Here is a 23,668-nt window from a genome sequence, read left to right as displayed (position 1 = left end):
CGAGAGGAGATCGGAGCGCCCCGTCGCCTGCACTCTCCTCGCGGAGAGGGACCGGCAGGCCACCGATTACGACGCGAGAGACCAGTCACGTCGTTTCCGAGGACGGCCACTGTCGAACGTCGGATTCGACGAGGGCGAGCAATAGCCGTCGACGGTCGTGCAGATCCGCGACGGACGCCTCGAACTCGGCGTCGGCGACGGTCGGGACGTCCGCATCGCGAAGCGCCTCGATATCCGGTGCCGGCGGGGACCGATCCGCCGGCTGGATAAACGCCTCGTGGAGGGTCCCGAGATAACTGTTGACGCTCGCCCGGGCGTTTTTGACGATCGTATCGCTGGGTCGGGTCCGTTCGGGAACGCCGAACCGAAGCAGCGTGAGCGTGTCGTCGAGGAGGGCGACGCTCGTCACCGGTGCCCGATCGGATTGAGCGGTATGGAAGTAATGGAGGACCGGGTACGCCTTGTGGTTCGCCGTGAGCGTATTCAGCTGCGACGTGAGCGCGTTCAGGGAGAGCTCGAGGCCGTCGAACTCGTCGCCGTTCCAGCTCGTTCGAAGGATCTCGTCGCTACGAGTGCCGAGCCCGCTCACGCTGCTGGCGAACGACCGCTTTTGCGTGACGGCATCGAGGACGGAGAGGACGTAGGTGACGCTCAGAGTGACGAAGAGCATTCCACTGGCCGTCGCGAGCGTGGTCGCGATCTGCCACGGGCCGTCTCGCGGAACGAGATCGCCGTTGCCCAGCGTGAATATCGTGTACCCGGTGTAGTACACCCGGTCCGACCAGGAGATCGGATCCCCGCCGACCGTATCGATGAGGGGGTACTCGGCACCCGCGAAGACGAGCGTCCACCCGCCCCAGAGGAGGGCGATCCAGGTCACGAGACCGAAAACGAGGATCACCGGTCCCGAGAGAGTGAGCAGCCGAGCGCCCCGATCGCCGACCCGGCGGAACCCGCTCCAGGTCACCGCCATCAGTCGCGAGGTGAGCGGACCGGCACCCCCCTCGACCCAGAGCGTAGTCCACAGGAGATCCACCACGACGGCGACGAGCAGGAATACACCGAGGACGAACGGAACGGGATTCACGTCATCGCCACCTCGAGACGGAACGAGCCGCCAGTTCGTCGAGGCCATCGGCTCGTGACGGATGCCGACGTGCGACGTGTTGAGTAGGAGTGACAGTGTGCACGCTATCGGGTTCGATTCCGAGTCGGAAAACGTACCGACCGGCTGCTCCCTGCGTTTGGCCTGAGTCGGTCGCTTTCGTCCCCACATCCGTCGAACGCAAGTCTCGGAGTTATCGGCGTGGCCCGAGAACGACCCCCCATGAGTTCACGGACGCCTGAGGAGTGTATCGAACTCGCCCTCGCAGCGGACGCCGCCGAGGGAACGCGGCTGGACGCGATTCGAGAACTGAAGACGGCAAACGAATGCGACGAACTCGAGGGGCTCGTCCGCAACTCGAATCTCGACGAGCAGTATCGCCGGGTCGCCCTCGAGTCGGTCGCGACGTCCCAGTGCGAGTCGACGCTTCGCGAGCTCGTCGACGCGGACTGTCTCGAGGAGCCGCTTCGGGGAGAGGCGGAATCGCTCCTGGCGAGCGTCGACGACGAGTGAGGGCGAGCGCCCTCGAACCGATCGTCGACGCGCTACCCCGGTTTCCGGCCGCCGGTCCGATACTGAAAACTTCTTACGGTCCGGCCACGGCAACTGGGATATGAACTGCGGTGGCGGACACGTCCTGGGGTGTCTCGTATGACGAGTGTCAAAGAGTTCCGGATCGAAGCCGAGGCGACCGACGAGGAACTCGGTCGCGGCGCGTTCGTCTTCACGGACGACTACTCCGTCTTCGACTGGGGGAAGATGCCCGACCAGATCCCCAAGAAGGGGGCGAGCCTCTGTACGATGGGCGCGTTCAACTTCGAACTCCTCGAGAGCGAGGGGATCCCGACCCACTACCGCGGCGTGGTCGAGAACGGAGACGTCGTCGACCTCGCGGACGCCTCCCACCCGCCGTGGGAGATGGCGATCGACCTGACGCAGGTGCCCGACCTGCCTCACGAGGGCCGGGAGTACGACTACGACCACTACCACGACGCGGCCGGCGAGAACTACCTGATCCCCCTCGAGATCGTCTTCCGCAACCGAGTCCCCGTCGGCTCGAGCCTGCGGAGCCGGACCGACCCCGGCGACCACGGGCTCGAGATCGATAGCTGGCCCGAGGAGGCAGTCGATCTCGACGAGCCGATCGTCGAATTCTCCACGAAGTACGAGGAGAGCGATCGGTACCTCGCACGCGAGGAGGCCGACGCCATCGCCGGGAAGGCGGCGATCGACGACCTGGAGTCGCTCGCCCGCGACGTCAACCGGATCATCACCGAGCAGGCCGACGCCGCCGGACTGGTCCACGAGGACGGCAAGATCGAGTGCCTCTACTACCAGGGCGAAATCCGCGTGGGCGACGTCGTCGGCACCTTCGACGAGAACCGCTTCAGCTACGAGGGCACCCAGCTCTCGAAGGAAGTGCTCCGCCAGTACCACAAGCGCACCCAGCCCGAGTGGGTCCAGGCCGTCGACGCCGCCAAAGCCCAGGCGAAACGAGAAGACGTGGCCGACTGGAAGGCGCTCTGTGACGAGGCACCCGAGCCGCTCGAGGACTCGGTCCTCGAGACCGCCAGCGATCTCTACCGTGCCGGCGCTAACGCCTACACCGGGCAGGAGTTCTTCGACGCACCGCCGCTCTCGAGCGCGATCGGCGCGGTTCGGCGCCTCTGAGTGACGCAGATCGTCTCTCGCGATCCACGAATTCGATCCCCTTCCTCCGTGAACAGTGGTATCAGTCCGCAAACCGGACGGACAGAGTAACCCTCATATTGGGGGCCGAGCTACGTCCGGCCGACAGCAAATGACCCCCGCTATCGCCGGCGGAATCGCAGCGAGTATCGTCCTGTTCAACCTCACGACCGGGATCACGGCCGTCGCAGGCGTCATGTTGACGCTATTCGTACTCGCACTGGTCGGGTTCGCCGCCGCACCGCTGTTCTCCTCGGAGTGGATCGGCGAGCACGACGTCGCCTCGACCGGTGCGGGCAGCGTCGAGCCGAGCGACGACTGAGCCTCGAGCGCCCGTTTTCGTTTCGCGACGGCGAATCGGTAGTCAGGTTCTTGTCCCGTCGCACCGCTGCTCAACCATGGAGACGGTAGTTACCGTGTACGGACCCGTCCGGAGTGCGACCGGCGACAAGACGGTGACCCTCGAGTGGGCAGGCGGCACCGTCGCCGACGCCGTGGCGGCAATCGTCGAGTCGTACCCGCGAGCGGAGCCCCACCTCTACGACGACGAGGAGATCCGAGCGAGCGTCAGGGTCTCGATCGACGGCGAGCGCGCGGGGCTCGAGGATCGAGTTCCGGAAGACGCGGCTCTGTCTGTCGTTCCCGCCGTACAGGGCGGTTCCGCGACGTAAAGCGCCGCGAACCCATCGGTCGAACAAATTCATTTCAGCCGGCGATCTACGTCGGAATATGTCCGCCGAGTTGAACCGAACGCACCACCTCGAGTGCGAGGGCTTCACCGAAGAGTTCCAGGCACTCCTCGAGCTGGTCCTTTCCGACACGACGACCGCGATCGTCCGGGTTCGAGAGGACGAGCTGGAGATGGACCCGGACGGCGACGACTGTCGGCGAGTGTGGGACGCCGTTCGGGATCGGCTGGAACGGGTTCCCGAGCGAGACCGGAACGAGGCTACCGCGTGGCGAGTTCCGACGACCACCGAAGCGGGGCAGGAGGCCCTGTTCGAGCTGGTCGCACTGACGGACGGCATCGCCGGCGTACACTTCGTGTTTCAACTCGAGTGCCGCACCGGCGAAAGGCCCGTGCTCGAGGCGATTCCGCATCACTCGGATGCGAGAATCGATGCGACGCTGCTCGATGCTGCGATCCAATCCGGCGAAATCGTCGGCCTGAGCGGGCACGATGCGTGTCTGGTTCCCACCGAGAGCCAGTTCGAGTGGGTCGCCGAGGATCGGCAGTGGAGAATACAGGGCGGCTCGCTCTGCGTAGAGACGCTCGACGGTCAGAAAGCGACGTGCTACGGACTGACGAATCTCGAGCGGGCGACGATCAGTGAGGACGGGACGGTGCTCGCGCTCGGCTGGGAGCCGGGGGAGTTACCGGACGATGCCGTCGGGAAATTCCTCTCATGGATCGCGGATAAACTGTACAATCCGCCGCCGGCGCTGCCCTGCGAGACGGCGGAGCGAGCAACGGCGGTGAAAACCCATCTGCAGGAGTTGCTCGCGGCCTACGACGGACGCGAGATATAGACGATCGGTGATCACGTCGAACTGCCCAACAGGCAAACGGTGGAGTGAACGACACGAGCAGCGTTCGCTGCTATCGCGGCAACAGGGAATAGCCACGCCCTCCCCAGCCGATTCGTTCGCGCCTCACGGCGCTCACTCATCCCTCGCGCAATTTCGTTGCGCGGTTCGCCGTCGGCTCACCGCGCCACAGCGCGCGCCACCGCAAAAGAAGGAGGCCAGTGTGCCTACAGATCGTACTGCTCGCGCACCAGGTGGTCGATGCCGCGGTCCTCGAGGACGGCCATCGGCGCGAGCATGTCGAGTTGGACGACGCCGGGGAGGCGGCCAATCTGGACGCCGCCGGTGAACGTACACCGCGAGCGGACCTCGCCCTCGGTCATGTCGAGCAGTTTCGTCGCGCGGTCGAAGGCGTTCTGCGTGGCGTCGTTGACCGTCGCGCCGGAGCCGACGACCTGGATCGGGCCCATATCGGTTTCGACGTCGACGTCGTGCTCGGCACCGAGTTCGCGGCCCGCCTCGCGCTCCTCGTCGCTGTAGGGTTCGCTGATGAACGGCAGGTCCTCCTCGGGCGGCAGGAGGACCGGTCCGTCGAGCTCGAGGTCCTCGATGACCTCGACGTCCATCGTGACGGATCCGCTCACGTCGGTCGTGTGCAGGGAGAGCTCGCCGTCGCCCTGATTGGCGTGCAGGTCGCCGACGTAGATCCCTGCGCCGTCGACCTTGACGGGACAGATCAGGGTCGCGCCGGGCCGGACCTGCGGGATGTCCATGTGGCCGTCAGTCCGGGCCTCGAGGTCGTCCTCGCTGTCGACGCCGTAGTCGTGCTCGGCCCCGATGAGGAACTGACCGAAGTCGCCGGCGTTGTGCGAGTCGGGCATCGTGACCGGCGGCGTCGTCCCGATGTTTCCGATGAACGGGCGCAGCCGACCCAGCGTGCCGGGCATCTCGCCGGGTTCGTACAGCAGGATGGGGTGCTGGCGGGAGTTCTCGGGGATGTCCATCACCTCGTCGGCGTCTTTCGCGAGCTCGTGGGCGGCGTCCTCGTCGAGAGTGATCCCGACGGTGTTGTCGTCGTCGAAGGCGACGGTGTAGCCGTACTCGAAGCCGAAGGAGGAGGCGTTCGCGCCGCACTCGGCGCACTTGATCGATTCCGGGCCAGTGCCCTCGACGACGGAGTCGGGCCACTCCGTGCCACACTCCGGACAGCGGTGATCGACGAACGGATCGTCGCCGAAGGCCCCCTCGCGCTCGTCCATCGATCCCGTGCTCGTCGCCATGCTCGTCACGTCGACGTCTCGAATGTGGAGCGCGACGGCGTCGCCGACCTCCGCTCCTTCGACCCGGATCGGTCGCGTGACCTCGTGGCCGCCGTGGAATTCTGGTGTGACCATCGGCCCCCAACAGCCCGGCGGGGTGTACGTCCGAATCGTGCCGCCGTCCGCGACGGTTCCCGCCCACTCCTGATCGGGACCGACGAGGCCGAGCGTGTACTGGTCGACGGACAACTCCTGTTGGACTTCTCGTTGTGCCATACCATATCGTGGTTCGTCGCTGGCAGCGATAAGGGTGCTGTTCACGGAACCGATGATGAGCGGGATACCGTCTCGAACGAACGGCAGTTCGGCGTGAAATTATGCTCGAGTCGCCGTTCACCGACGCGCTCGCGGTCGCGCTGACGGCCGGCGAGTCGCCGGACCTGAAATCCCGGCTCATCGATGAGCGGACTCCACTCTTCGAGGGCGTGACGATCGGCCGGGAGAACGTCCGATCGGTGTCGAGCGATCGCGACGACGGGCTCGAGTTCCCGACAGTCGAGGATCGAGCCGCGTTCGGCCTATTGTCCACCGCTTGCGCGGTAAGCGTCCAGTTTTGGGAAGGGTGGCCGAATACGCCGCAATGGATTCGTTCAAGTGGGTCTCGTCCCACCTGTCACCCAATGACTGATTCGACGGACGAGGACTCACCCGACTGCCGATCCTGTGGCGATCCCGTAGGACCGTCTTCCGAACAGCGCGTCGTGACGTCGGTCGAAGACGCCGAGACCGTCTACCGACACTTCTGTAGCGACGACTGCCGCGAGCAGTGGGAGTCGTCGAATTCGGCCTGACGACCGTTCGACGGCGTTGCGCCGACCGCGCCGTGGACTGGTTCGCGCCCCATCTCGGGTGACGCCCCCGAACAGGGCTTTACCGAGCGGGCGTAGCGGTCGAACGATGGCCACCGAAGCGACGTTTACCGTTCCGTCCGACCGGTTTCCGCTGGGGAGCGTGTTCGACCGGCTCCCGGACGTGACGGTCGAACTCGAGCGGGTCATCCCGGCCCGAAACGTGGTGGTGCCGTACGTCTGGGTTCGGGGGACTCGAGTCGACGACATCGAGCGCACGTTTACCGACCATCCGGGCGTGAAACGGATCGAACTCGTCGATTCCGTCGCGGACGAATACCTGTTTCGCGTCGAGTGGTCCCGAGAGTACGAGGGCGTTCTGAGCGCGTTGACGGAGACGGCGATTCCGCTCGTCAGGGCGGTCGGGACGAACCGGCAGTGGACGTTCGACGTCCGCGGAGACGATCAGAGCGACATCGCCGTCTTTCAGAAACGCTGTCGAGAGGACGGCGTTCCGATCACGCTGACGAAGCTCAACGCGCTCATGCCGATCGAGACGGCGACCGAGGCGGCGTTGACCGACCCACAGGTGGAGGCGCTGCGCCTCGCATACGATCGCGGCTACTTCAATTCGCCGCGGGACGTGACGATGGCGGAGCTCGGCGACGAACTCGGCATCACGCAGCAGGCGGTCGCGTCTCGGCTCCGGCGCGGTATCGATCGAGTTCTTGGCGAGGCGCTCGCCAAATCCGAGGAATCTATTTAAGTATGTTGTATACTAAAAATCTCACCTGAACCGTCTCGCCGCTCGTATGAGACGTAGTGGTAGGGAATTCCAGCGGATTCGAATCGTATCTGAGTAGGCTGAGCCGCTGGCACCGCGTCGTTCCCGCGCTCGGGATCGTGATTCTCCTCGGCGCGATCTGGAAATCGATCCACACCCTGAGCAGTAGCGGCATCCTCCTGGAAGCTATCCTCGATTTCGTTCTGATCGGCTCTCTCGGAGCCGTCCTCCTGTACATCTGGCTCTGGTTACCCGGCAGCGACATTCCGGTCAGGTTCTATCCCCGCATCGTGACGCGGGCCGTCGGTGGCGTCGTCGTCATGGCCGTCGTGCTCGTCCTGCGCGTGCTCCATCCCGGCGTCACCGTCGACTTCACGTTCGGGACGCAGGCGGTCCTGCTGGCGATCGGCACGATCGCGGGACTGGGGATCGGCGTCTACGAGGCCCAGACGCTCATTCAGGCCGAAGTCCTCGAGGCGCGAAACGACCAACTGAAACGAACCGAAGAGCGCCTCGAGGAGGCGGTCACCGAACTGGAAGACTCGAACGATCGGCTGGAGCAGTTCGCGTACGCCGCCTCGCACGACTTACAGGAGCCGCTCCGGATGGTGACGAGCTATCTGCGACTCATCGACAATCGGTACGGCGACGAACTCGACGACGATTGCACGGAGTTCATCGAATTCGCCGTCGACGGCGCCGACCGCATGCGTGCGATGATCGACGGCTTGCTCGAGTATTCCCGGGTCGAAACCCAGGGCGATTCCTTCGAAGCCGTCGATCTCGAGGCCGTCCTCGACGACGTCCTCACCGATCTGCAGTTCAAGATCGACGAGACCGACACCGAGATCTCGCGAGAGCCGTTGCCTACCGTCGAGGGAGACGGACGACAGTTCCAGCAGCTGTTCCAGAATCTGGTGAGCAATGCGATCGATTACAGCGGCGACGAACCCCCGCGGATACACGTGTCGGCGACGCGGGATGGGAGCGAGTGGACGATTTCGGTTCGCGACGAGGGAATCGGTATCGATGCCGACGATACCGATCGGATCTTCGAGATCTTTCAACGCTGTCACTCGATCGAGGAACAGGGGGGTTCGGGAATCGGATTGGCGCTGTGCAAGCGGATCGTCGAGCGCCACGACGGGGAAATCCGGGTCGAATCGGAAGCCGGAGCGGGATCGACGTTTTTCGTCGTATTTCCGCACTGTGACGACTCCGCCGACGCGTCCGGTGTCGTCACTCCGCCCGAGAGAACGAATGCGACGGCCCGAAAGTGACGGTCGAACAGAACGGCGGATCGATCGATCGCTGGCGGGAGATTACCGATCCTCGGCGACCGCGCTGCCGATCCCGTCGACCGGCCGATCGGGGGTGAACTCCTCGATCTCGTCGGGCAGGCCGAGCTGGTACTGAGCGCCGTTCTCTCGGACCGAGGTCCGACCGCGGTGGACCGAGACGTCGCCGTTCAGGTGCAACTGGACGGCCTCGAGCAGGGCGTCGGCCTCCAGGGGCTGCCCGCGGCGTTTCATCTCCTCGAGGTCGGCGTCGTCGGGGACGTCGAACGCGCGCTGGGTGATGATCGGCCCCTGATCGAGGTCGGTCGTCACGTAGTGGGCGGTGACGCCCGCGACCCGAACCCCTTCCTCGACGGCCTGCCGGTAGGCCTCCGCGCCGGGGAACGCCGGCAGCAGGGAGGGGTGGACGTTGATGATGCGATCCTCGTAGCGGAAGACGACGTTCGGACTGAGGATGCGCATGTACCGCGCGAGGACGATCAGGTCGACGTCGTACTCCGCGAGGAGTTCGAGGAGCCGCTCCTCGTTTTGCTGCCCGCCCTCGTCGCCGATGTCGTGGAAGGGCACGTCGTAGTGCTCGGCCAGCGGCTGGAGGTCGTCGTGGTTGCCGATGACCACCCCGATGTCCGCGCCGAGTTCGTCGTTGGCCCAGGCCTCGAACAGCGCCTCGAGGCAGTGGCTCTCCTTCGTGACGAGGACGGCGATCTGCTGGGTCTCGCGGTCGGCGGGGAACCTAACCTGGACGTCCAGCCCGAGGTCCTCGCCGAGTTCGTTGAGGTCCTCGCGAAGCGTCGCCTCCGTACAGACCATCTCGGAGGTGTCGACGGCGAGGTACATCCGGAAGACGCCGTCGCGGACCGCCTGGTCGAGGTCCTCGATATTGATCCCGCGCTCGAACAGGAGGCTGGTCACGTTGGCGACCAGCCCGGTGTCGTCGTCTCCGATCACCGTGATTTCCGTCACGTCGGTCGTCACCGCTGCCACCTCCGCTCGAGCGAATATCGATTCATCACGACGGATTGCAGTCCACGGGCGGCTAAAAGTCCTGCTTTCCGGAGAGACGCGTGAGAATCGCCCGCACTACGTTCATTGTGTGTCGAATTCATGCGTAAATTTGTATTCCGAACGCAATGAAGGTGGCGATCACTTCGATTTCGGCTCGGAAGCCGGTCGGCGGTCGTCCGCGAGAGGCGTATGACGGACGCTCGTGATCGACCACCCGCCCGTCCCCGAGACACCTTTATTTTGTCCTACAAACGGATGTAATGTGTCTGACAGGGTTTTATACGCCGGACTGTGGTACGAGCGTTCAGTCACGCAGCGTGACAGTCGCCAGCCGATAGGTGAACACAATGACGGCAACTCACGACGACCACGGCCGATCACGAATCGATCGCGAACGGAAGACGGCGTTCGTCTCACACGACTGGGCGGGCACCGATTCGCTGACGAACACGATCGTCTCGACGGTCGCGGAACTCTCCGGACGCGACCCGACCGACGTCGAGCGACTCTACGACCGGATCGATCCCGAAAGCCTCGAGGCCCTCTTCGCGCCGACGAGGGACACCGTGGCCCGAAACACCGGGCAGGTATCGTTCCAGCTGGACGGGTACACGATCACCGTTCACGCGACGGGAGACATCGTCGTCGCACCAGCGCCGTGATCGGCCGGCAGCGGGCAGCCGGCTCGAAACCGCTGCGTGGACGGTCCCCCTGAATATCCACGAACGTGTATTACGGAGCCAAGGCGAAAGCGTTTTTGAGCACGGTTACGGGGTAACAGGTAATGACCGCCTACACCGCGACGGTGACGGTTCGACTCAAGCGGGGCGTCCTGGACCCCGAGGCCGAGACCACGAAACAGGCCCTCGAGCGGCTGGGCTTCGACCTCGAGGACCTGCGGTCGGCCGACCGGTTCGAGGTCGACCTCGAGGCAGACTCCGCGGACGGCGCACGCGAGCGCGCCGACGAGATGGCCGAACGGCTGCTGGCGAACCCGACCATCCACGACTACGACGTGGAGGTCGCCGAACGGTAGATGACGGTTTCGATCATCCGCTTCGGCGGCTCGAACTGCGACCGCGACGCCGAACGCGCCCTGACACACCTCGACATCGACGCCGAGATCGTCTGGCACGAGGACGGGCTTCCGGACGACACGACGGGCGTCGTCCTCCCCGGCGGGTTCTCCTACGGGGACTATCTTCGGGCTGGAGCGATGGCGGCCCGCTCGCCGATCATGGCCGAGGTCCGCGAGGCCGCGGCCGACGGCGTCCCCGTGCTCGGCGTCTGTAACGGCGCCCAGGTCGGCTGCGAGTCGGGGCTGACCGAGGGCGCGTTCACGACCAACGAGAGCGCGCGCTTCCAGTGTGAGCACGTCTACCTGCGCGTCGAGCGCGACGACACGCCCTGGACCGCCCACTACGACGAGGGCGAGGTCATCGAGGTCCCGATCGCACACGGCGAAGGCCGCTACGAGATCGACGACGAGCGGTTGGCCGAACTCGAGGACGACGGCCGCGTCCTCTTTCGGTACTGTGACGAACACGGCGAAACAAGCCCGGACGCGAACCCGAACGGCTCCAAGCACAGCGTCGCCGGCGTCCTCGGCGACCGCGAGTCCGTCGCGGTGTTGATGCCCCACCCCGAACGCGCGACCTTGCCCGACATCGGCCCGACCGACGGACAGGGGGTTCTCCGCGGCTTCGAATCGGAAGAAACCGGCGTCTAAGCCTCCATACGACTTTTATCCAGAGACAACTGCTCGGAAAACGTGGACGACTCAGTTCGTGAGTCGAGTCGAAGAGTAATAGTGCCGGGACTCCTCGTCACCGACTGAATACAGGGGATGGGCACGAATATCGGACCGACGACCCGGATCGTCGCGGTCGATTCCGGCTCGGGAGGGGCTGTCGAACGCGTTCTCGATGGAACGCACACCACCGTCGACGTCGTCGAGACGGCCGACGCATGTCTCGAGACGCTCTCGAGCGACGACTGCGTCGTGATCGGGGACACGCGATCCGACACGGATCCCGTCGAATGCTGTCGAACGATTCGGGACCGCGGCGTCGAGAATCCGATCGTCGTCTACCCCGCGGACGGCAGCGAAGCGCTTGCGGGTGCGGTCGTCGCCGCGGGGGCCGACGGCTACGTTCCCCGCTCGGAGGGCGTCGAAACGCTGACGAAGCGACTACGCGAATTGACCGCCGACCGCTCGTCCGGCGACCGATCTGCGGACACACCCGCAACCGGCCCGTCGGTTACCGACGCGACACTTTCGGAATCGACGGCCGATCCGACGGATCGCCTCGAGTCGTTCGTCGACCGGTTGCCGCTCGCGGTCGTCGAGTGGACCCTCGAGTACGAAATCCGAGACTGGAATTCGGCGGCGACCGAGCTGTTCGGGTATACCGCCGACGAGGCGATCGGCGACTCCGCCTTCGAGCTGATCGTTCCCGAACACGACCGCGACACCGTTCTCCAGTGGCGAGACCGGATCGTCGACGGCGACTCGGTCTGCTGGGTCAATCCGAACGTCTGCAAGGACGGCACGACGATCACCTGCGAGTGGGTGAACACGCCGCTCGTCGACGACGACGGCGACGTCGTCAGCGTCCTCTCGTTCGTCCGGGACGTCACTGACGAACACACGCGGGCGAGCGCGCTCGAAGCGCTTCAGGAGACGACCCAGGAGTTACTGCGAGCCGAGTCCGCCAACGAGATCGCGGACATCGTGATGACGGCGACCGAGGACGTACTCGATCAGTCCCTCGCCGGGATCCGGCTCTACGACGAGGACAGCGAGACGCTCGAGCTTGCGAGTACCACGACGACGTTCGACGAACACACCGACGAGATCCCGTCGGTCGGCCCGGGAAGCACCATCTTCTGGGAGGCCTACGCGGATCAAATGCCGACCATCGTGGAGAACGTCCCGATGGAGCGCATTCCCTACGACGTCGAGACCGAAATCGGGAACGTACTCTTCCAGCCGCTGGGCGATCACGGGCTGTTTACCGTCGCAGCGTCGGGCGACGAGACCTTCGGCGACGCCGAGATCCACCTGCTCCACGTCCTCGCGTCGACCGCCGAAGCGGCGCTCGATCGGGCGGCGCGCGAACGCGAACTCGAGCGGACGAAGACCGTCGTCGAGGCGGTCGGCGACTGCGTCTACCAGCTCGACAGCGACGGCCGGTTCGTCACCGTCAATGATACCAGGATGGGGGAGATCGACTACGACCGCGACGACCTCCTCGGCGAACACGTCTCGAAGATCCTCACGGACGAGAGCCTCGAACGCGGGCAACGGCAGGTTCAGGCGCTCGTCGACGACGACGAGCAACGAGTCGCGACGTACGAGGTCACGCTGACCGGGCCCGACGGCGAACGGACACCGGGCGAGGTCAACATGGCGCTGTTGCGGTCCGACGGCGAGATCGAGGGGACCGTCGGCATCGCCCGCGACATCAGCGACCGAAAACGGATGGAGCGAAAGCTCGTCGACAGGAAGGCGAAGATCGAAGCCCTTCACGAGGTCGCCTCCCGACTCGACGACTGTACGACCCGCGAGGAAGTCTACGAGGAAACCGTGGAAGCCGCCGAAGACGTGCTCAATTTCGACGTCTGTTGCGTCGACAGCGTCCGCGGAGAGTACCTCGTCAAGCAGGCCATTTCGTCCACGCTCGATGTGGACCTCGATGAAGAGATGCCGATCGGCGATGGGATCGCCGGCAAGACCTATCGCACGCAGCAGCCGTACCGGGTCGACGACATCCTCGCCGACGACGACGCGGCACCGAAAGTCGACGGGCTCAGATCGGTACTGAGCGTCCCGATCGACGATCGCGGCGTGTTTCAGGCCGTTTCCACGGAGCCGTCGGCATTTACGCCGGCCGACACCGACCTGGCGGAACTGCTGCTCTCCCACGTCACCGACGCGCTCGATCGAATCGAGTTCGAAAAGCGCCTGCGAACCGAACGCGATCGATTCGTGGCGCTGTTCGAGAACGTCCCCGACGCCGTCGTCAGCGTCAGTCGGCTCGAGGACGGTCCGATCACCGAGGACGTCAACCCCGCGTTCGAACGGATCTTCGGGTTCGACGAGGCGGAACTCGTCGGCGAACCGCTCGACGACTTCATCGTGCCACCCGACAGAACGACCGAGGCCGACACGCTCAACCGTCGGGGCAGTCACGGCGAAATCGGCGAGGCGGAAGTCAAACGGCAAACGGCGGACGGATTGCGCGATTTCAGACTTCGGGTCGTCCCGATAGAGACGGACGGCTCGTCGGATCGCGCCTTCGGGCTCTACACCGACATCACTGCACAGAAACAACGACAGAAACGCCTCGAGATCCTCAACCGCGTCCTGCGCCACGACCTGCGAAACGGGATGAATATCATCGACGGCTGTGCGGAGCTGCTCGCGGACACCGTCGACGACGATGGGCAGGAGCACGTCGAAACCATTCGGGGCCGAACGAACGAACTCATCGGTCTCGCGGAAAAGACGCGCGCCGTCGAGCGGGTCCTCGACCGCGAGGGGGTCGCGGCAGGCCCGATCGACCTCGCCGACGCCATCGAACGGGCGATCTCCCGCCTCGAAACCGCTCACCCCGACGTCGAGGTCACCGCATCGCTCCCGGACCGACGCTTCGCCCGAGCCGACGAGTACCTCCAGATGGCCCTCTTCCAGGTCCTCGAGAACGCCGTCGAACACAATGACCGACCGCGACCGACCATCGACGTCACGCTGCGTGACGGTCCCGACGACGAGTCACTGACGGTGGCGATCGCCGACGACGGACCCGGAATGCCCGACGAGGAACGGGAACTGCTCGAGGGCGACCGCGAGATCACGCAGCTTCGCCACGCGAGCGGGCTCGGCCTCTGGCTCGTCAACTGGGTCGTCACCCAGGCGGGCGGCCACCTGTCGTTCAGCGACAACGATCCCCGCGGTACCGTCGTCACGCTCGAGGTCCCCCGAGCCGACGCGGAGTCGATCGGATCGGCCTCGGACGAGCCGGCGACGAGCGATTAGGGACGGCTTCTCAACGGCCCCACTCGTAGAACCACCAGCTCGCACCGAGCAGCATGAGCCCCGCCCCCAGCGCGGACGTCGCTGGTTCGGGAAAGACGAACAGGAGGAATCCGACGAGGATCACCACCGCGGGCTCGAGTTCGTTCCAGTACTCGGAGTAGGACGGTAGTCCCATGTCGCCCGTTACCGCGACGGGAGTGAAGTACGTACTCCCGGCACTCACAGCGTGACGCTATCGGGTCAGCGGCTGGTTGAAACTCCGCTCGTGCTCCATGACCGTCTCCCACGTCAGCTCGCACTCGCAGGACACCTGTTCGAAGACCGTGGGATCCTGCCGCAGGTCGAAGTCCTTGATCGCCTTCTGGACGCGGTCGTCACACTCCTGGCAGTTGTGCGGCCCGCGATCGGAGCCGTGGCCGACCGGATCCGAGACGACGATGGCGTCGACGTCCGCCGTTTCCTCGAGGACGTGTGCCACCGACCAGAGCCACGGCGGTCGGTAGCCGTCGTTGAAGTAGAGGTCGTCGACCATCGTGTAGCGCTGGACGTTGCAGGGGTTCATCGAGACGGTGTGACAGCCGTCGACGTCGGCACAGCGCTCGATCGACGAGATCATGTCCGTGACGGCCTCGGACTCGGTGAGGAAGGGCGGCTTCATCAGGAGGTAGGCCTTGATACCGGCCTCGACGTCGTCACCTGCCTCCGCGTCGGCGGTGGCTGCTTCCTCGCAGGCGTCCTCGAAGTCCGCGAAGTCGAAGTACTTGTTCACGCAGTCGTGGCGCACGCGGTCGGTCGCGGTCTCGAGGCCGATCGCGACGTCCGTGTCGATGCCGTGCCGGGTGAAGTCGCCGATCTTCTCGCGGTCGACGAAGTCGGGCAGGGACTCGACGACCATCCGGTCGCGGTCGGCGAAGGTGTCCGCGATCGCCCGGCGGCTCTCCGCGCCGACTTCCCGCTCGTCGAGGAACGAGCCGGAGGTGTAGATCTTGATGAGGTCGGCGGGTTCCTCGGCGTTGTCGGCCTCGTGTGCGAGACAGACGTCGATCTGGTCCATCAGGGCCTCGTGGGTCACGGAGCCGCCGTCGACGCTTTCGGCGACGTAGCCACACATCGTACAGCCGCCGGCGCGGGCCCACCGGCAGCCGCCGGTGTTGAGGATGATCGTCAGACTCGACTTGACGCCGTCGGGGGTGTTGTCTTCGTCGAGCCAGACGCGCGTGGGCTCGTGGGGGTCGTAACTGGCCTCCTTCCGCGAGCGGATCTCCCGCATCGCCTGATTGTGGGCGTCCATGCCCTTGCCCTGCTCGTAGACCTCGGGCGTGGGTTTACTCATTATCGCTCGATAGCCGCCCGATCGGTAAAGACCCGTCGTCCCTGCGCGGGCAGAGCCGTGAGGACGTCTCTCATTGAGTACGAGTGCTCAATGAATATTCGAGTGACAGATTATGATGTAATATCGATAGAAATGATTAATATTACTATCCGTGGGCTGTCGCTACTAGTTGATGTCTGAAGACAACACGAACGGAAATAGTCCAGGAAACAAGCTAACGACTCGACGCGGTGCGCTCGCGGCCTTCGGGACCGGTGCAGCTGCGTTAATTGGTGCAAATGGTACAGCCAGTGCAGCGAGTGCCGAGATAACGATCGCAGTCGATCCTTCTCAGCCGGAAACCGGAAAAGAGACGTCGTTTACTTGCACGAGGGCGTTCGCAGAGTACGATTGGGTTATCGTCGGCCCGAGCGGCTTCGAACAGTACACCGGACGAAGGGTCTCGACCACGTTCGAAGAGGCCGGGGAGTACACGGCGTATCTCACAGTCAACCAATCCAACGGAGAATCCACGTACGTGAGCAAAAGCGGTCAGATCCAGGATCAAGAACCGAGCGACCCAGTTCCGACCGCAAACTTCGAATTCTCGCCGCAGGACCCAGTGTATAATCCCATTACGTTCGACGCGAGCGAATCTACTACTCCCTCCGGCGAAATCGAGAGCTACGATTGGTACGTCCGAAACACCTCCAGGAACTCCGAGCCTCTCTTCGACGATTCCCCGATCAGTTCCGGCGAGACGTACGAAGAAGGCCTCTCAGAGGGAGATAAGTGGCAAGTTGGACTCGAAGTCACCAATTCAGCCGGTAACACCGACCGGGACAGAATAGAGATTACGCCACAAGAAAATCCCGACGCACCGAATCCGGTGGTCAACATCTATCCGGACGAGGTTACCCCACAGAATCCGATAAAACTGGACGCAAGCGAGTCGACGACGCCCGTTGGCACCATCGAGAGCTACGATTGGTCTATCAGGAAATATGAAAACGAGAACAAGATCGGGGAACTCGAGCGGTCCGGGGAAGTCATCGAAGAAAACTGGGAGACCGACGTCCTACACACGTTCACGCTTCGCGTGGAGAATAGTGAAGGCGTGAGTGCCCAGATAAACGATAGCTTTAGACCGGAAGAATAACTCTAGCCGACGCTTCGGTGCTACTATCCGCGAGTGAACGACCAACCGGTTCGGTCCGAGTATCGAGACAGGCCGTTCTCGGATCCGACTCTTTCGAGTCACTGCAGCTCTAATTTTGCATATGTGTGCCGATTCATCTCTGTTCAGACACCGAATACGATCGTCTCGATACCGTGACTCTATGCCGCAACTCGGTTTGCCTGTTATCGATTAGGGACTATCGACCGGCAGTTTCGTCGATCAAGAGCGGTTCTCCCGAAAGGGAATATAGCTGTATAGATGATATGAATCGCAACCACTTCGGACGAAACCGTCACGACTTACGTCCGACGGTCCAACCCAGAGTCAATGCGCGAATCTTTCGAAGTCCGGGACACCGACGCTGGCGGCCGCATCGGGGAGCTTACCGTCCCCCGTGCGGACACCACCGTCGAAACCCCGGCGCTGTTGCCTGTCATCAACCCGAACTTGGACACGATCAGCCCACGCCGGCTTGCCTCGGAGTTCGGCGCGGAGATCCTCATCACGAACTCCTATATCATCCACGGCGACGACGAGCTCCGGGAACGAGCCCTCGAGGAGGGCCTACACGAGTTGCTCGATTTCCCGGGCGCGATCATGACCGACTCCGGCTCCTTCCAGCTCTCCGAATACGGCGAGATCGACGTCACGACCGAGGAAATCCTCGACTTCCAGCGCGAGATCGGCTCCGACATCGCCACGCCCGTCGACATCCCGACGCCGCCGGACGTCTCTCACGAACGCGCCGAGAGCGACCTCGAGACCACACAGGAGCGACTCGAGATCGCCGAGGCCGCCGACACGGGCGACATGCTCGTCAGCGCGCCCGTTCAGGGGTCGACCTACCCGGACCTCCGCGAGCGGGCCGGGCGCCACGCCGACGGGACCGACCTCGACGTCTTCCCCGTCGGTGCGGTCGTCCCGCTGATGAACGACTACCGGTACGACGACATGATCGACGTCGTCGCCGCCGCCAAGCGCGGGCTCGGAGCCGACGCACCCGTCCACCTCTTCGGTGCCGGCCACCCCATGATGTTCGCGCTCGCGGTCGCGATGGGCTGTGACCTCTTCGATTCGGCGGCCTACGCGCTGTACGCGCGCGACGACCGCTACCTGACGGTCCGGGGAACCCGCGCCCTCGACGACCTCGACTATCTCCCCTGTTCCTGTGCCGTCTGTACCGAGTACTCGCCCGACGATCTCCGTGCCCTCCCCGACGGCGAGCGCGAATCCGAACTCGCCGCCCACAACCTCCACGTCACCTTCGCCGAGATCAGACGGATCAAACAGGCGATCCGCGCCGGTAACCTGCTCGAGCTCGTCGAGCAACGCGCCCGCGCCCACCCGACGATGCTCGACGGCTACCGCACGCTGCTCGATCACGCCGCGCAACTCGAGCGCTCGGATCCCGTCTCGAAGGGGTCGTTCTTCTACACCTCCCACGAGAGCGCTCGCCGGCCCGAAGTCGTCCGTCACCACCAGCGCCTCGAGCGGCTGTCCGTCCCCGACTCCCTGCTGCTCACCGAGGGCAACGCACCCCGAAACGGGGAGTTCGACGACTCCTGGCGGATCGAACCACCTTTCGGCCCCTTCCCGCGGGCGCTCTCGAAGAGTTATCCGCTCACCGCCGAAGTTCCGAAGCGGACGGATCGGAGCGCGCTCGAGGCCGCGGCCGACGGCGTCGCCCGCCTCGTCGAGGCGAATCCGAACGCCGCGTTCACCCTCGCTCACGAGGGGTGGCCGGCGGACGTCCTCGAGCGCGTTCCCGGAGACGTCGCGCTCGTCGATCTCACTGCCGAGTGACCGCGGGCCGTCGCCGTCCGTCTCGTCGGTTCGACCGGAGAGTCGGACGCGGGTACCGCGTGGAAACTAATAGACCGTCGATTACGCGCCCGTCGTCGAATCGTTGCCGGCGTCTACCTCCATCGCTCCGACGATCGGCGACCCGTCGATCGTGATCGACACGTCGTCGGCACAGTCGACGGCGACGCGGAGGCCGTCGTAGGTGAACTCGAAGCGGCCGCCGCGGGACCCGCCGCGTTGGGTCGGCGCGAAGAGGGCATCGAGCGCGTCCGGGTCGACCCACTCGTAGAGCGGCGGCAAGTCCGTCGGATCCGCGTTCCGATACGTCGCGGCGGCGGTAACGACGGCAATGCTCACTGGTTCGGTGCCGCTGTCGACGGATCCGCTTGACGATTTGTTCACTCTGTACTCGAACGGACCAGTATATAAAAGGGTAGCGGCGACACCTACGATTTCGAAATTATAAGAGTCAGTATTTATCTATCCTAAATTTCGACCCCATTCTGCATCGTTTTCTCTATTCAAGTGGCGCAGCGGGGAGGATAGTCGAGCGGGAACGGCCGGTCGACGACTCACTCGTCGGCGGCGCTGGCTCCGAAGTGATCGAACGGCTGCAGATACTCCGCCTTGAGCAGTTCCTGTTCGTCGACTTCGATCCCCTGCCGTTGCAGCCGACTCACTGCCGCCGTGATCTCGTCGGTGTCGTCGGCCACGAGGTCGATTCGGAGGTTTCGGTGACCCGTCATCACCTCCCGCACCGCGACGACGCCGTCGACCGCCAGCGCGGTCGCCGCCAGTTCTCCCCGCTCGTGGATCGGAACCGTACACTGAATCACCATGTGCATCGACTTGTCGGTCCGCTCGTAATCGATGACGGGCACGTATCCCTTGATGATACCCGCGTCCTCGAGTCGGCTGATACGGTTCCGGACGGTGTTGGCCGTGACGTCGACTTCTGCGGCGATGTCCGTCGCGGTATTGTGTCGCGCATCCTGCTGGAGGAGGTGCAAGATCCCTCTGTCGACCTCGTCGAGCTCGATATCCATGGCGGACCATCGGGACCGAGCGACAAGCGCCTGCTGGTTCGGCGAGCGATGCCGCGGGCGACTCCGTCGATCGGCCGGGCGGGATCGGAACATCGAAGACCCAGGCGACAACCGGTTGCGGTATGCTCGGGCCAGCAGTACTCGGCGGCGGCGTCCTCGTCGTCCTGGTGATCGGATCGTGGCTGTTCAAACGCGTTCGCGGCGGCTCCGCGTCCGAACGGCAATCGCGAGAACGCCACAACGAGGCACAGGAGCGCGATCCCCCGGTCGATATCGGAGACGTCGAGGAGATCGCGATCACCGAGTTCACCGACCACCACTCCGGCGAGCGGCAGGCGGTCGGCAAGGTCGAAGGGTTCGTTCTCTTCGTCGAGGACGTCCCGGACGCCTGCGAGACGACGGACGTGATTCGGGTCAAGGTCCTCTCGTTCAACCGCGGACACACCTCCGCGACGGCGACCTTCCTCGAGCGGGCGTAACTCGGGTTTCCGGAGCGGTTCTCCGAGCGCGCGACCGTTTCCGAAACGGCTCCTCCGGCACGCGACCGGCCAGCGGTGAGTGCGGACGTCGCGTCGAACCCGAGCGAACGCCGCGCCCGCGCGTCGGGCGGCCGCTATCGACAACCTCTTTCGCCCGCCGCGGCCATATCGAGTATGACCGACTACTTCGAAGTTCACGAGCGCGACGGGGCCGCGCGCGTGGGCGAACTCCGCCTCTCCTCGCCGGTGACGACGCCCGCGCTCGTCGACGACGTCCTCGAGGACGCGGGCTCGCTCTGGAGCGCCGACCGCGACCTCCCCGCAGGTGACGAGTCGCAACTCACTGTACTGCCCCATCGGGCGTTCCCCGGCGGCACCGCCGAGGAAGTCCGGGAGTCGTTCGCCGTCGACGCCCCCGACGTCGAGTATCCCAGCGTCGCGGTCGTCTCGAGCGAGAGCGCCGAGAATCAGGGGACGGACGCCTACGCCGTCTCGAACGTCCAGTCCGTGATGGGCCACGGGGCGGCGCTGGTCGAGGCCGTCGTGAACGTGCGCGAGGCGATTCCCGCCGACACCGCCCTGCTGTTCTCCGGCGTCGCGACGCCGCGGAACGTCGCCCTGCTGGCCTACGCCGGCGTCGACCTGTTCGACGAGACCGCGGCCGTCGTGAAAGGCACCGAAGGCCGTTACCTCACGACCGACGAGGCGTACTTCCTCGAGGACCTCGAGGAACTCCCCTGTTCGTGCCCCGCCTGCCAGCAGCCCCGCGAGGAGTTCACCCGCGAGGACTGCGCCGACCACAACGTCAACGCCCTGGAATCCGAACTGGCGATCGTCCGCCGTCGGATCCGCGACGGTCGTCTCCGCGATTACGTCGAAGGCCAGGCCCGCCACGACCAGTGGCTCACCGCCGCCATGCGCGAACTCGATTCGCAGTGGGGGTATCTCGAGGAACGGACGCCGATTCTCCGCGACGCCCGGATCGACGCCGCGACCGCGGACACGCTCCGCCGGGTCGAGATCCAGCGCTTCGCCGACCGGGTGACGACGCGGTATCGCAACCGCTTTCAGAACCCGCTCGTGCTCGTCCCCTGTTCGGCCGCCAAGCCCTACAGCGAGTCCCAGAGCCACCGCCAGTTCCACGACGCCATCCAGTGGCGCGCCCACCTCGTCTCCATGACGAGTCCCATCGGCGTCGTCCCGCAGGAACTCGAGACGACCTACCCCGCCCAGCACTACGACACCGTCGTCACGGGCCGATGGTCGGAAGACGAGAAACGGTTCGTCAGTACGGTCCTGCAACGGTACCTCGAGCGCAACGACTATCCGGAGATCATCGCCCACGTTCCCGACGAGGGCTACCGCGACATCGTCGAGCGCGTCGAGGCGGCCCTCGATCTGGATATCACCTATACGGTCGACGAACACCCGACCGACGACGAGTCGCTCGCCAACCTCTCGAGTGCGCTGTCGGGCGAACTGAAGTACTCCAAACGCGAGCGCGAGCACAACACCGTCCGCGCGATCGCTGACTACCTGCTGGGCGACGGTGCCGGCGACGAACTCTTCGACGACATCCAGACGACCAGCCGCTATCCCAAGATTCAGGTTCGCGATCCCGATGACACCCAGCTCGCGACGATGGTTCCACAGTACGGGACGCTGTCCTTTACGCTCGCAGGCGCGCGCCGCTGGCTCGAGAGCGACGCCCCGACGAAGCGCGTCGAGATCGACGGCTTCGTTCCCCACGGGAGCGTGCTCGCGCCGGGCGTCGTCGACGCCGACGAGGACATTCGCGTCGGCGACGAGGTGATCGTCGAGGGGCCGAAGGCCTTTGCCGTCGGCCGCGCCGAGATGTTCGGTCGGGAAATGGCCGAGAGCACGCGCGGGATCGCCTGCGAGATTCGCCACGTCGACGAGAAATAAGTCGCCTCGGCACCGGCGGGGGCTACCGTTCGGCCGTATCGCGTCGGGCGTCGGACGGATCGAGGACGGTCGTTCGACAGGACGGACACCGATCGCCGTTCACGAATCCGTTGACGGACCGGCCGCACACGGGACACTGCCAGATTCTCGTATAGAGCGCACCCATCACTGTCTCGCTGTGATTCCGACGAGTCGGAAAGGTGTTTTCCCGTTTCTCGAGTCCCGAAACCGATCGAAACCGAGCGTGCGCAGTGGTGGGGAACGCTGCTACAGTCGGTAGCACAGTCCCGCATTCGGGGGTGTCGGGCCGGTCGGTCGCTCGAGTACCGTGGCTATCGCTCTCCCGAATTCACGGGCGGCCGGCGCGAGTCCGACGGACGGCGTCACCGACCCGGACATTCCTTGAGCAAGTGTTCGTGATAGACGGCCGCCGGAACACGCGCGCCACAGAGCTCACAGTCGCGGTGGTCGTCGCTCTCCTCCGTCACGACTCGACCTGCCACCCCGACCGAAATAACGGCCGCGATTCGCCGGTCGGTCCGTTCGCTTCGTTCGTCCCATTCGTCTTCCTACCCGGCCGAAAGCTGCGATTCGTCCCGGTTTCGGACCGGTCCGTTTCGCGGATTTACTATCAATTCGCGCATTTGTATTATATACTGAGACGACGTACGTAGTATCGGTGAGTTCGATGAACAGCATTTCTGCAAACACTGCACACGCCGAGGGCTACGCTCTCGAGAACGAATGGCGACCCCTCGCGATCGCGGGCGGGATCGTCGGGCTAATTGGGCTACTGGCGATGGCCGCGCCGACGGTCACCGGACTGTCGGTATCGCTCGCGCTGGGACTGCTCCTCGTCGTGGGCGGATTCGTCCACGGCGCGCACGCGTTCACCGCGCGCGGCTGGCGCGGGTCGATCTGGCAGACGGCACTCGCGATCGTCTCGGTGCTCGCCGGACTGGCCGTCCTCGCGGCACCCGCCGTCGCGCTCGTCACGTTGACGCTGGCGCTCGTAGTGTACCTGGTCGTCGACGGTCTCGTCGAACTCGCGACGGCGATGCGGATGCCCGGGTCGGCCGCCCGAACGTCGATCGCCGTCAGCGGCGTCGTCGCGATCGCCCTCGCCGGACTCCTCTGGGTCGGCTTTCCGGCGACCGCGGCCTGGGCGATCGGCCTTCTGGTCGGCGCGAACCTGCTCGTGACCGGTCTCTCGATGGTGGCCATCGCCGTAGCCGCCCGACCGATCGACGACGTGACGCCGCCCGCGACCGAACCCCGCGGCGCGTGATCTCGGGCTCGACCTCGCCGATCGAGTCAGGAGAATCGACTAGCCGCAACTATTTTAATGATTTAGGTTCGCCTAAAA

The 23,668-nt window shown here is 64.8% G+C and carries 24 protein-coding genes; 17 read left to right on the top strand and 7 right to left on the bottom strand.

Annotated elements, in window-relative coordinates:
* Positions 1–85: 85 nt before the first annotated feature.
* The gene (locus LDB05_RS18980) at positions 86–1,087 is read right to left on the bottom strand and encodes a potassium channel family protein (RefSeq protein WP_226007939.1); all 1,002 of its coding nucleotides are present in this window, start codon (positions 1,085–1,087) and stop codon (positions 86–88) included.
* Positions 1,088–1,327: 240 nt separating this feature from the next.
* Here LDB05_RS18980 and LDB05_RS18975 point away from each other — a divergent pair, with 240 nt between their 5' ends.
* The 5 genes from LDB05_RS18975 (at position 1,328) to LDB05_RS18955 (ending at position 4,324) form a co-directional block, all read left to right on the top strand.
* Positions 1,328–1,618 (top strand): hypothetical protein, encoded by a 291-nt coding sequence (locus LDB05_RS18975; protein WP_226005535.1) that lies wholly within the window; start codon positions 1,328–1,330, stop codon positions 1,616–1,618.
* Between the two features lie 138 nt (positions 1,619–1,756).
* Complete coding sequence (locus LDB05_RS18970) at positions 1,757–2,776, top strand: phosphoribosylaminoimidazolesuccinocarboxamide synthase (RefSeq protein WP_226005534.1); 1,020 nt, start codon at positions 1,757–1,759, stop codon at positions 2,774–2,776.
* Between the two features lie 130 nt (positions 2,777–2,906).
* Entirely contained in the window at positions 2,907–3,116 is a 210-nt protein-coding gene (locus LDB05_RS18965) for a hypothetical protein (protein WP_226005533.1), read from the top strand.
* A 76-nt stretch (positions 3,117–3,192) separates the two neighbouring features.
* Positions 3,193–3,465 (top strand): MoaD/ThiS family protein, encoded by a 273-nt coding sequence (locus LDB05_RS18960; RefSeq protein ID WP_226005532.1) that lies wholly within the window; start codon positions 3,193–3,195, stop codon positions 3,463–3,465.
* A 58-nt stretch (positions 3,466–3,523) separates the two neighbouring features.
* Positions 3,524–4,324, top strand: a complete 801-nt coding sequence (locus LDB05_RS18955) for a hypothetical protein (protein ID WP_226005531.1) — start codon at positions 3,524–3,526, stop codon at positions 4,322–4,324.
* Between the two features lie 224 nt (positions 4,325–4,548).
* Here LDB05_RS18955 and LDB05_RS18950 read toward each other — a convergent pair whose 3' ends face one another.
* A complete protein-coding gene (locus LDB05_RS18950; protein WP_226005530.1) occupies positions 4,549–5,856 on the bottom strand; it encodes an acetamidase/formamidase family protein in 1,308 nt (435 codons plus the stop codon).
* 404 nt (positions 5,857–6,260) lie between these two features.
* Between LDB05_RS18950 and LDB05_RS23660 the strand changes: the two genes are divergently transcribed.
* From LDB05_RS23660 to LDB05_RS18935, 3 genes are all read left to right on the top strand, one after another.
* Positions 6,261–6,431, top strand: a complete 171-nt coding sequence (locus LDB05_RS23660; protein WP_425498611.1) for a DUF7576 family protein — start codon at positions 6,261–6,263, stop codon at positions 6,429–6,431.
* 106 nt (positions 6,432–6,537) lie between these two features.
* The gene (locus tag LDB05_RS18940; RefSeq protein WP_226005529.1) at positions 6,538–7,194 is read left to right on the top strand and encodes a helix-turn-helix domain-containing protein; all 657 of its coding nucleotides are present in this window, start codon (positions 6,538–6,540) and stop codon (positions 7,192–7,194) included.
* 56 nt (positions 7,195–7,250) lie between these two features.
* Positions 7,251–8,492, top strand: a complete 1,242-nt coding sequence (locus LDB05_RS18935; RefSeq protein ID WP_226005528.1) for a sensor histidine kinase — start codon at positions 7,251–7,253, stop codon at positions 8,490–8,492.
* Between the two features lie 42 nt (positions 8,493–8,534).
* On the opposite strand, the gene LDB05_RS18930 is transcribed toward LDB05_RS18935, so the two are convergent.
* Positions 8,535–9,485 (bottom strand): formyltetrahydrofolate deformylase, encoded by a 951-nt coding sequence (locus LDB05_RS18930; protein WP_226005527.1) that lies wholly within the window; start codon positions 9,483–9,485, stop codon positions 8,535–8,537.
* Positions 9,486–9,862: 377 nt separating this feature from the next.
* On the opposite strand from LDB05_RS18930, the gene LDB05_RS18925 reads away from it, so the two are divergent.
* The 4 genes from LDB05_RS18925 (at position 9,863) to LDB05_RS18910 (ending at position 14,556) form a co-directional block, all read left to right on the top strand.
* A complete protein-coding gene (locus LDB05_RS18925) occupies positions 9,863–10,177 on the top strand; it encodes a HalOD1 output domain-containing protein (protein ID WP_226005526.1) in 315 nt (104 codons plus the stop codon).
* A 122-nt stretch (positions 10,178–10,299) separates the two neighbouring features.
* Positions 10,300–10,551: a phosphoribosylformylglycinamidine synthase subunit PurS gene (gene purS, locus LDB05_RS18920; RefSeq protein ID WP_226005525.1), complete on the top strand. Its 252-nt coding sequence runs from the start codon at positions 10,300–10,302 to the stop codon at positions 10,549–10,551.
* Complete coding sequence (gene purQ, locus LDB05_RS18915; protein WP_226005524.1) at positions 10,552–11,244, top strand: phosphoribosylformylglycinamidine synthase I; 693 nt, start codon at positions 10,552–10,554, stop codon at positions 11,242–11,244.
* Between the two features lie 117 nt (positions 11,245–11,361).
* The gene (locus tag LDB05_RS18910; protein ID WP_226005523.1) at positions 11,362–14,556 is read left to right on the top strand and encodes a PAS domain S-box protein; all 3,195 of its coding nucleotides are present in this window, start codon (positions 11,362–11,364) and stop codon (positions 14,554–14,556) included.
* Between the two features lie 10 nt (positions 14,557–14,566).
* Here LDB05_RS18910 and LDB05_RS18905 read toward each other — a convergent pair whose 3' ends face one another.
* A complete protein-coding gene (locus tag LDB05_RS18905; protein WP_226005522.1) occupies positions 14,567–14,731 on the bottom strand; it encodes a hypothetical protein in 165 nt (54 codons plus the stop codon).
* A gap of 57 nt (positions 14,732–14,788) precedes the next feature.
* Entirely contained in the window at positions 14,789–15,889 is a 1,101-nt protein-coding gene (locus LDB05_RS18900; protein WP_226005521.1) for an archaeosine biosynthesis radical SAM protein RaSEA, read from the bottom strand.
* A gap of 172 nt (positions 15,890–16,061) precedes the next feature.
* Between LDB05_RS18900 and LDB05_RS18895 the strand changes: the two genes are divergently transcribed.
* The gene (locus LDB05_RS18895) at positions 16,062–17,027 is read left to right on the top strand and encodes a hypothetical protein (RefSeq protein ID WP_226005520.1); all 966 of its coding nucleotides are present in this window, start codon (positions 16,062–16,064) and stop codon (positions 17,025–17,027) included.
* A 348-nt stretch (positions 17,028–17,375) separates the two neighbouring features.
* Positions 17,376–18,851 carry a tRNA guanosine(15) transglycosylase TgtA gene (gene tgtA, locus LDB05_RS18890; RefSeq protein WP_226005519.1) on the top strand — a complete coding sequence of 492 codons (1,476 nt, stop codon included), beginning with the start codon at positions 17,376–17,378 and terminating at the stop codon, positions 18,849–18,851.
* 81 nt (positions 18,852–18,932) lie between these two features.
* Here tgtA and ddfA read toward each other — a convergent pair whose 3' ends face one another.
* Both ddfA and LDB05_RS18880 read right to left on the bottom strand, forming a co-directional pair.
* Complete coding sequence (ddfA, locus tag LDB05_RS18885; RefSeq protein WP_226005518.1) at positions 18,933–19,253, bottom strand: DdfA family disk-determining factor; 321 nt, start codon at positions 19,251–19,253, stop codon at positions 18,933–18,935.
* Between the two features lie 170 nt (positions 19,254–19,423).
* Entirely contained in the window at positions 19,424–19,897 is a 474-nt protein-coding gene (locus LDB05_RS18880; protein ID WP_226005517.1) for an Lrp/AsnC family transcriptional regulator, read from the bottom strand.
* A gap of 122 nt (positions 19,898–20,019) precedes the next feature.
* Between LDB05_RS18880 and LDB05_RS18875 the strand changes: the two genes are divergently transcribed.
* The 3 genes from LDB05_RS18875 (at position 20,020) to LDB05_RS18865 (ending at position 23,590) form a co-directional block, all read left to right on the top strand.
* On the top strand, positions 20,020–20,376 hold the full coding sequence (locus LDB05_RS18875) for a TRAM domain-containing protein (protein WP_226005516.1): 357 nt from the start codon (positions 20,020–20,022) through the stop codon (positions 20,374–20,376).
* 174 nt (positions 20,377–20,550) lie between these two features.
* Positions 20,551–22,302 carry an archaeosine synthase subunit alpha gene (gene arcS / locus LDB05_RS18870; RefSeq protein ID WP_226005515.1) on the top strand — a complete coding sequence of 584 codons (1,752 nt, stop codon included), beginning with the start codon at positions 20,551–20,553 and terminating at the stop codon, positions 22,300–22,302.
* Positions 22,303–22,990: 688 nt separating this feature from the next.
* Positions 22,991–23,590, top strand: coding sequence for an HdeD family acid-resistance protein (locus LDB05_RS18865; protein ID WP_226005514.1), 600 nt, complete (start codon positions 22,991–22,993; stop codon positions 23,588–23,590).
* Positions 23,591–23,668 lie beyond the last annotated feature (78 nt).

Origin of the sequence: Natrinema salinisoli (assembly GCF_020405205.1) — an archaeon.
Lineage (GTDB): Archaea > Halobacteriota > Halobacteria > Halobacteriales > Natrialbaceae > Natrinema > Natrinema salinisoli.
This window is presented reverse-complemented; position numbering and strand designations above follow the sequence as displayed.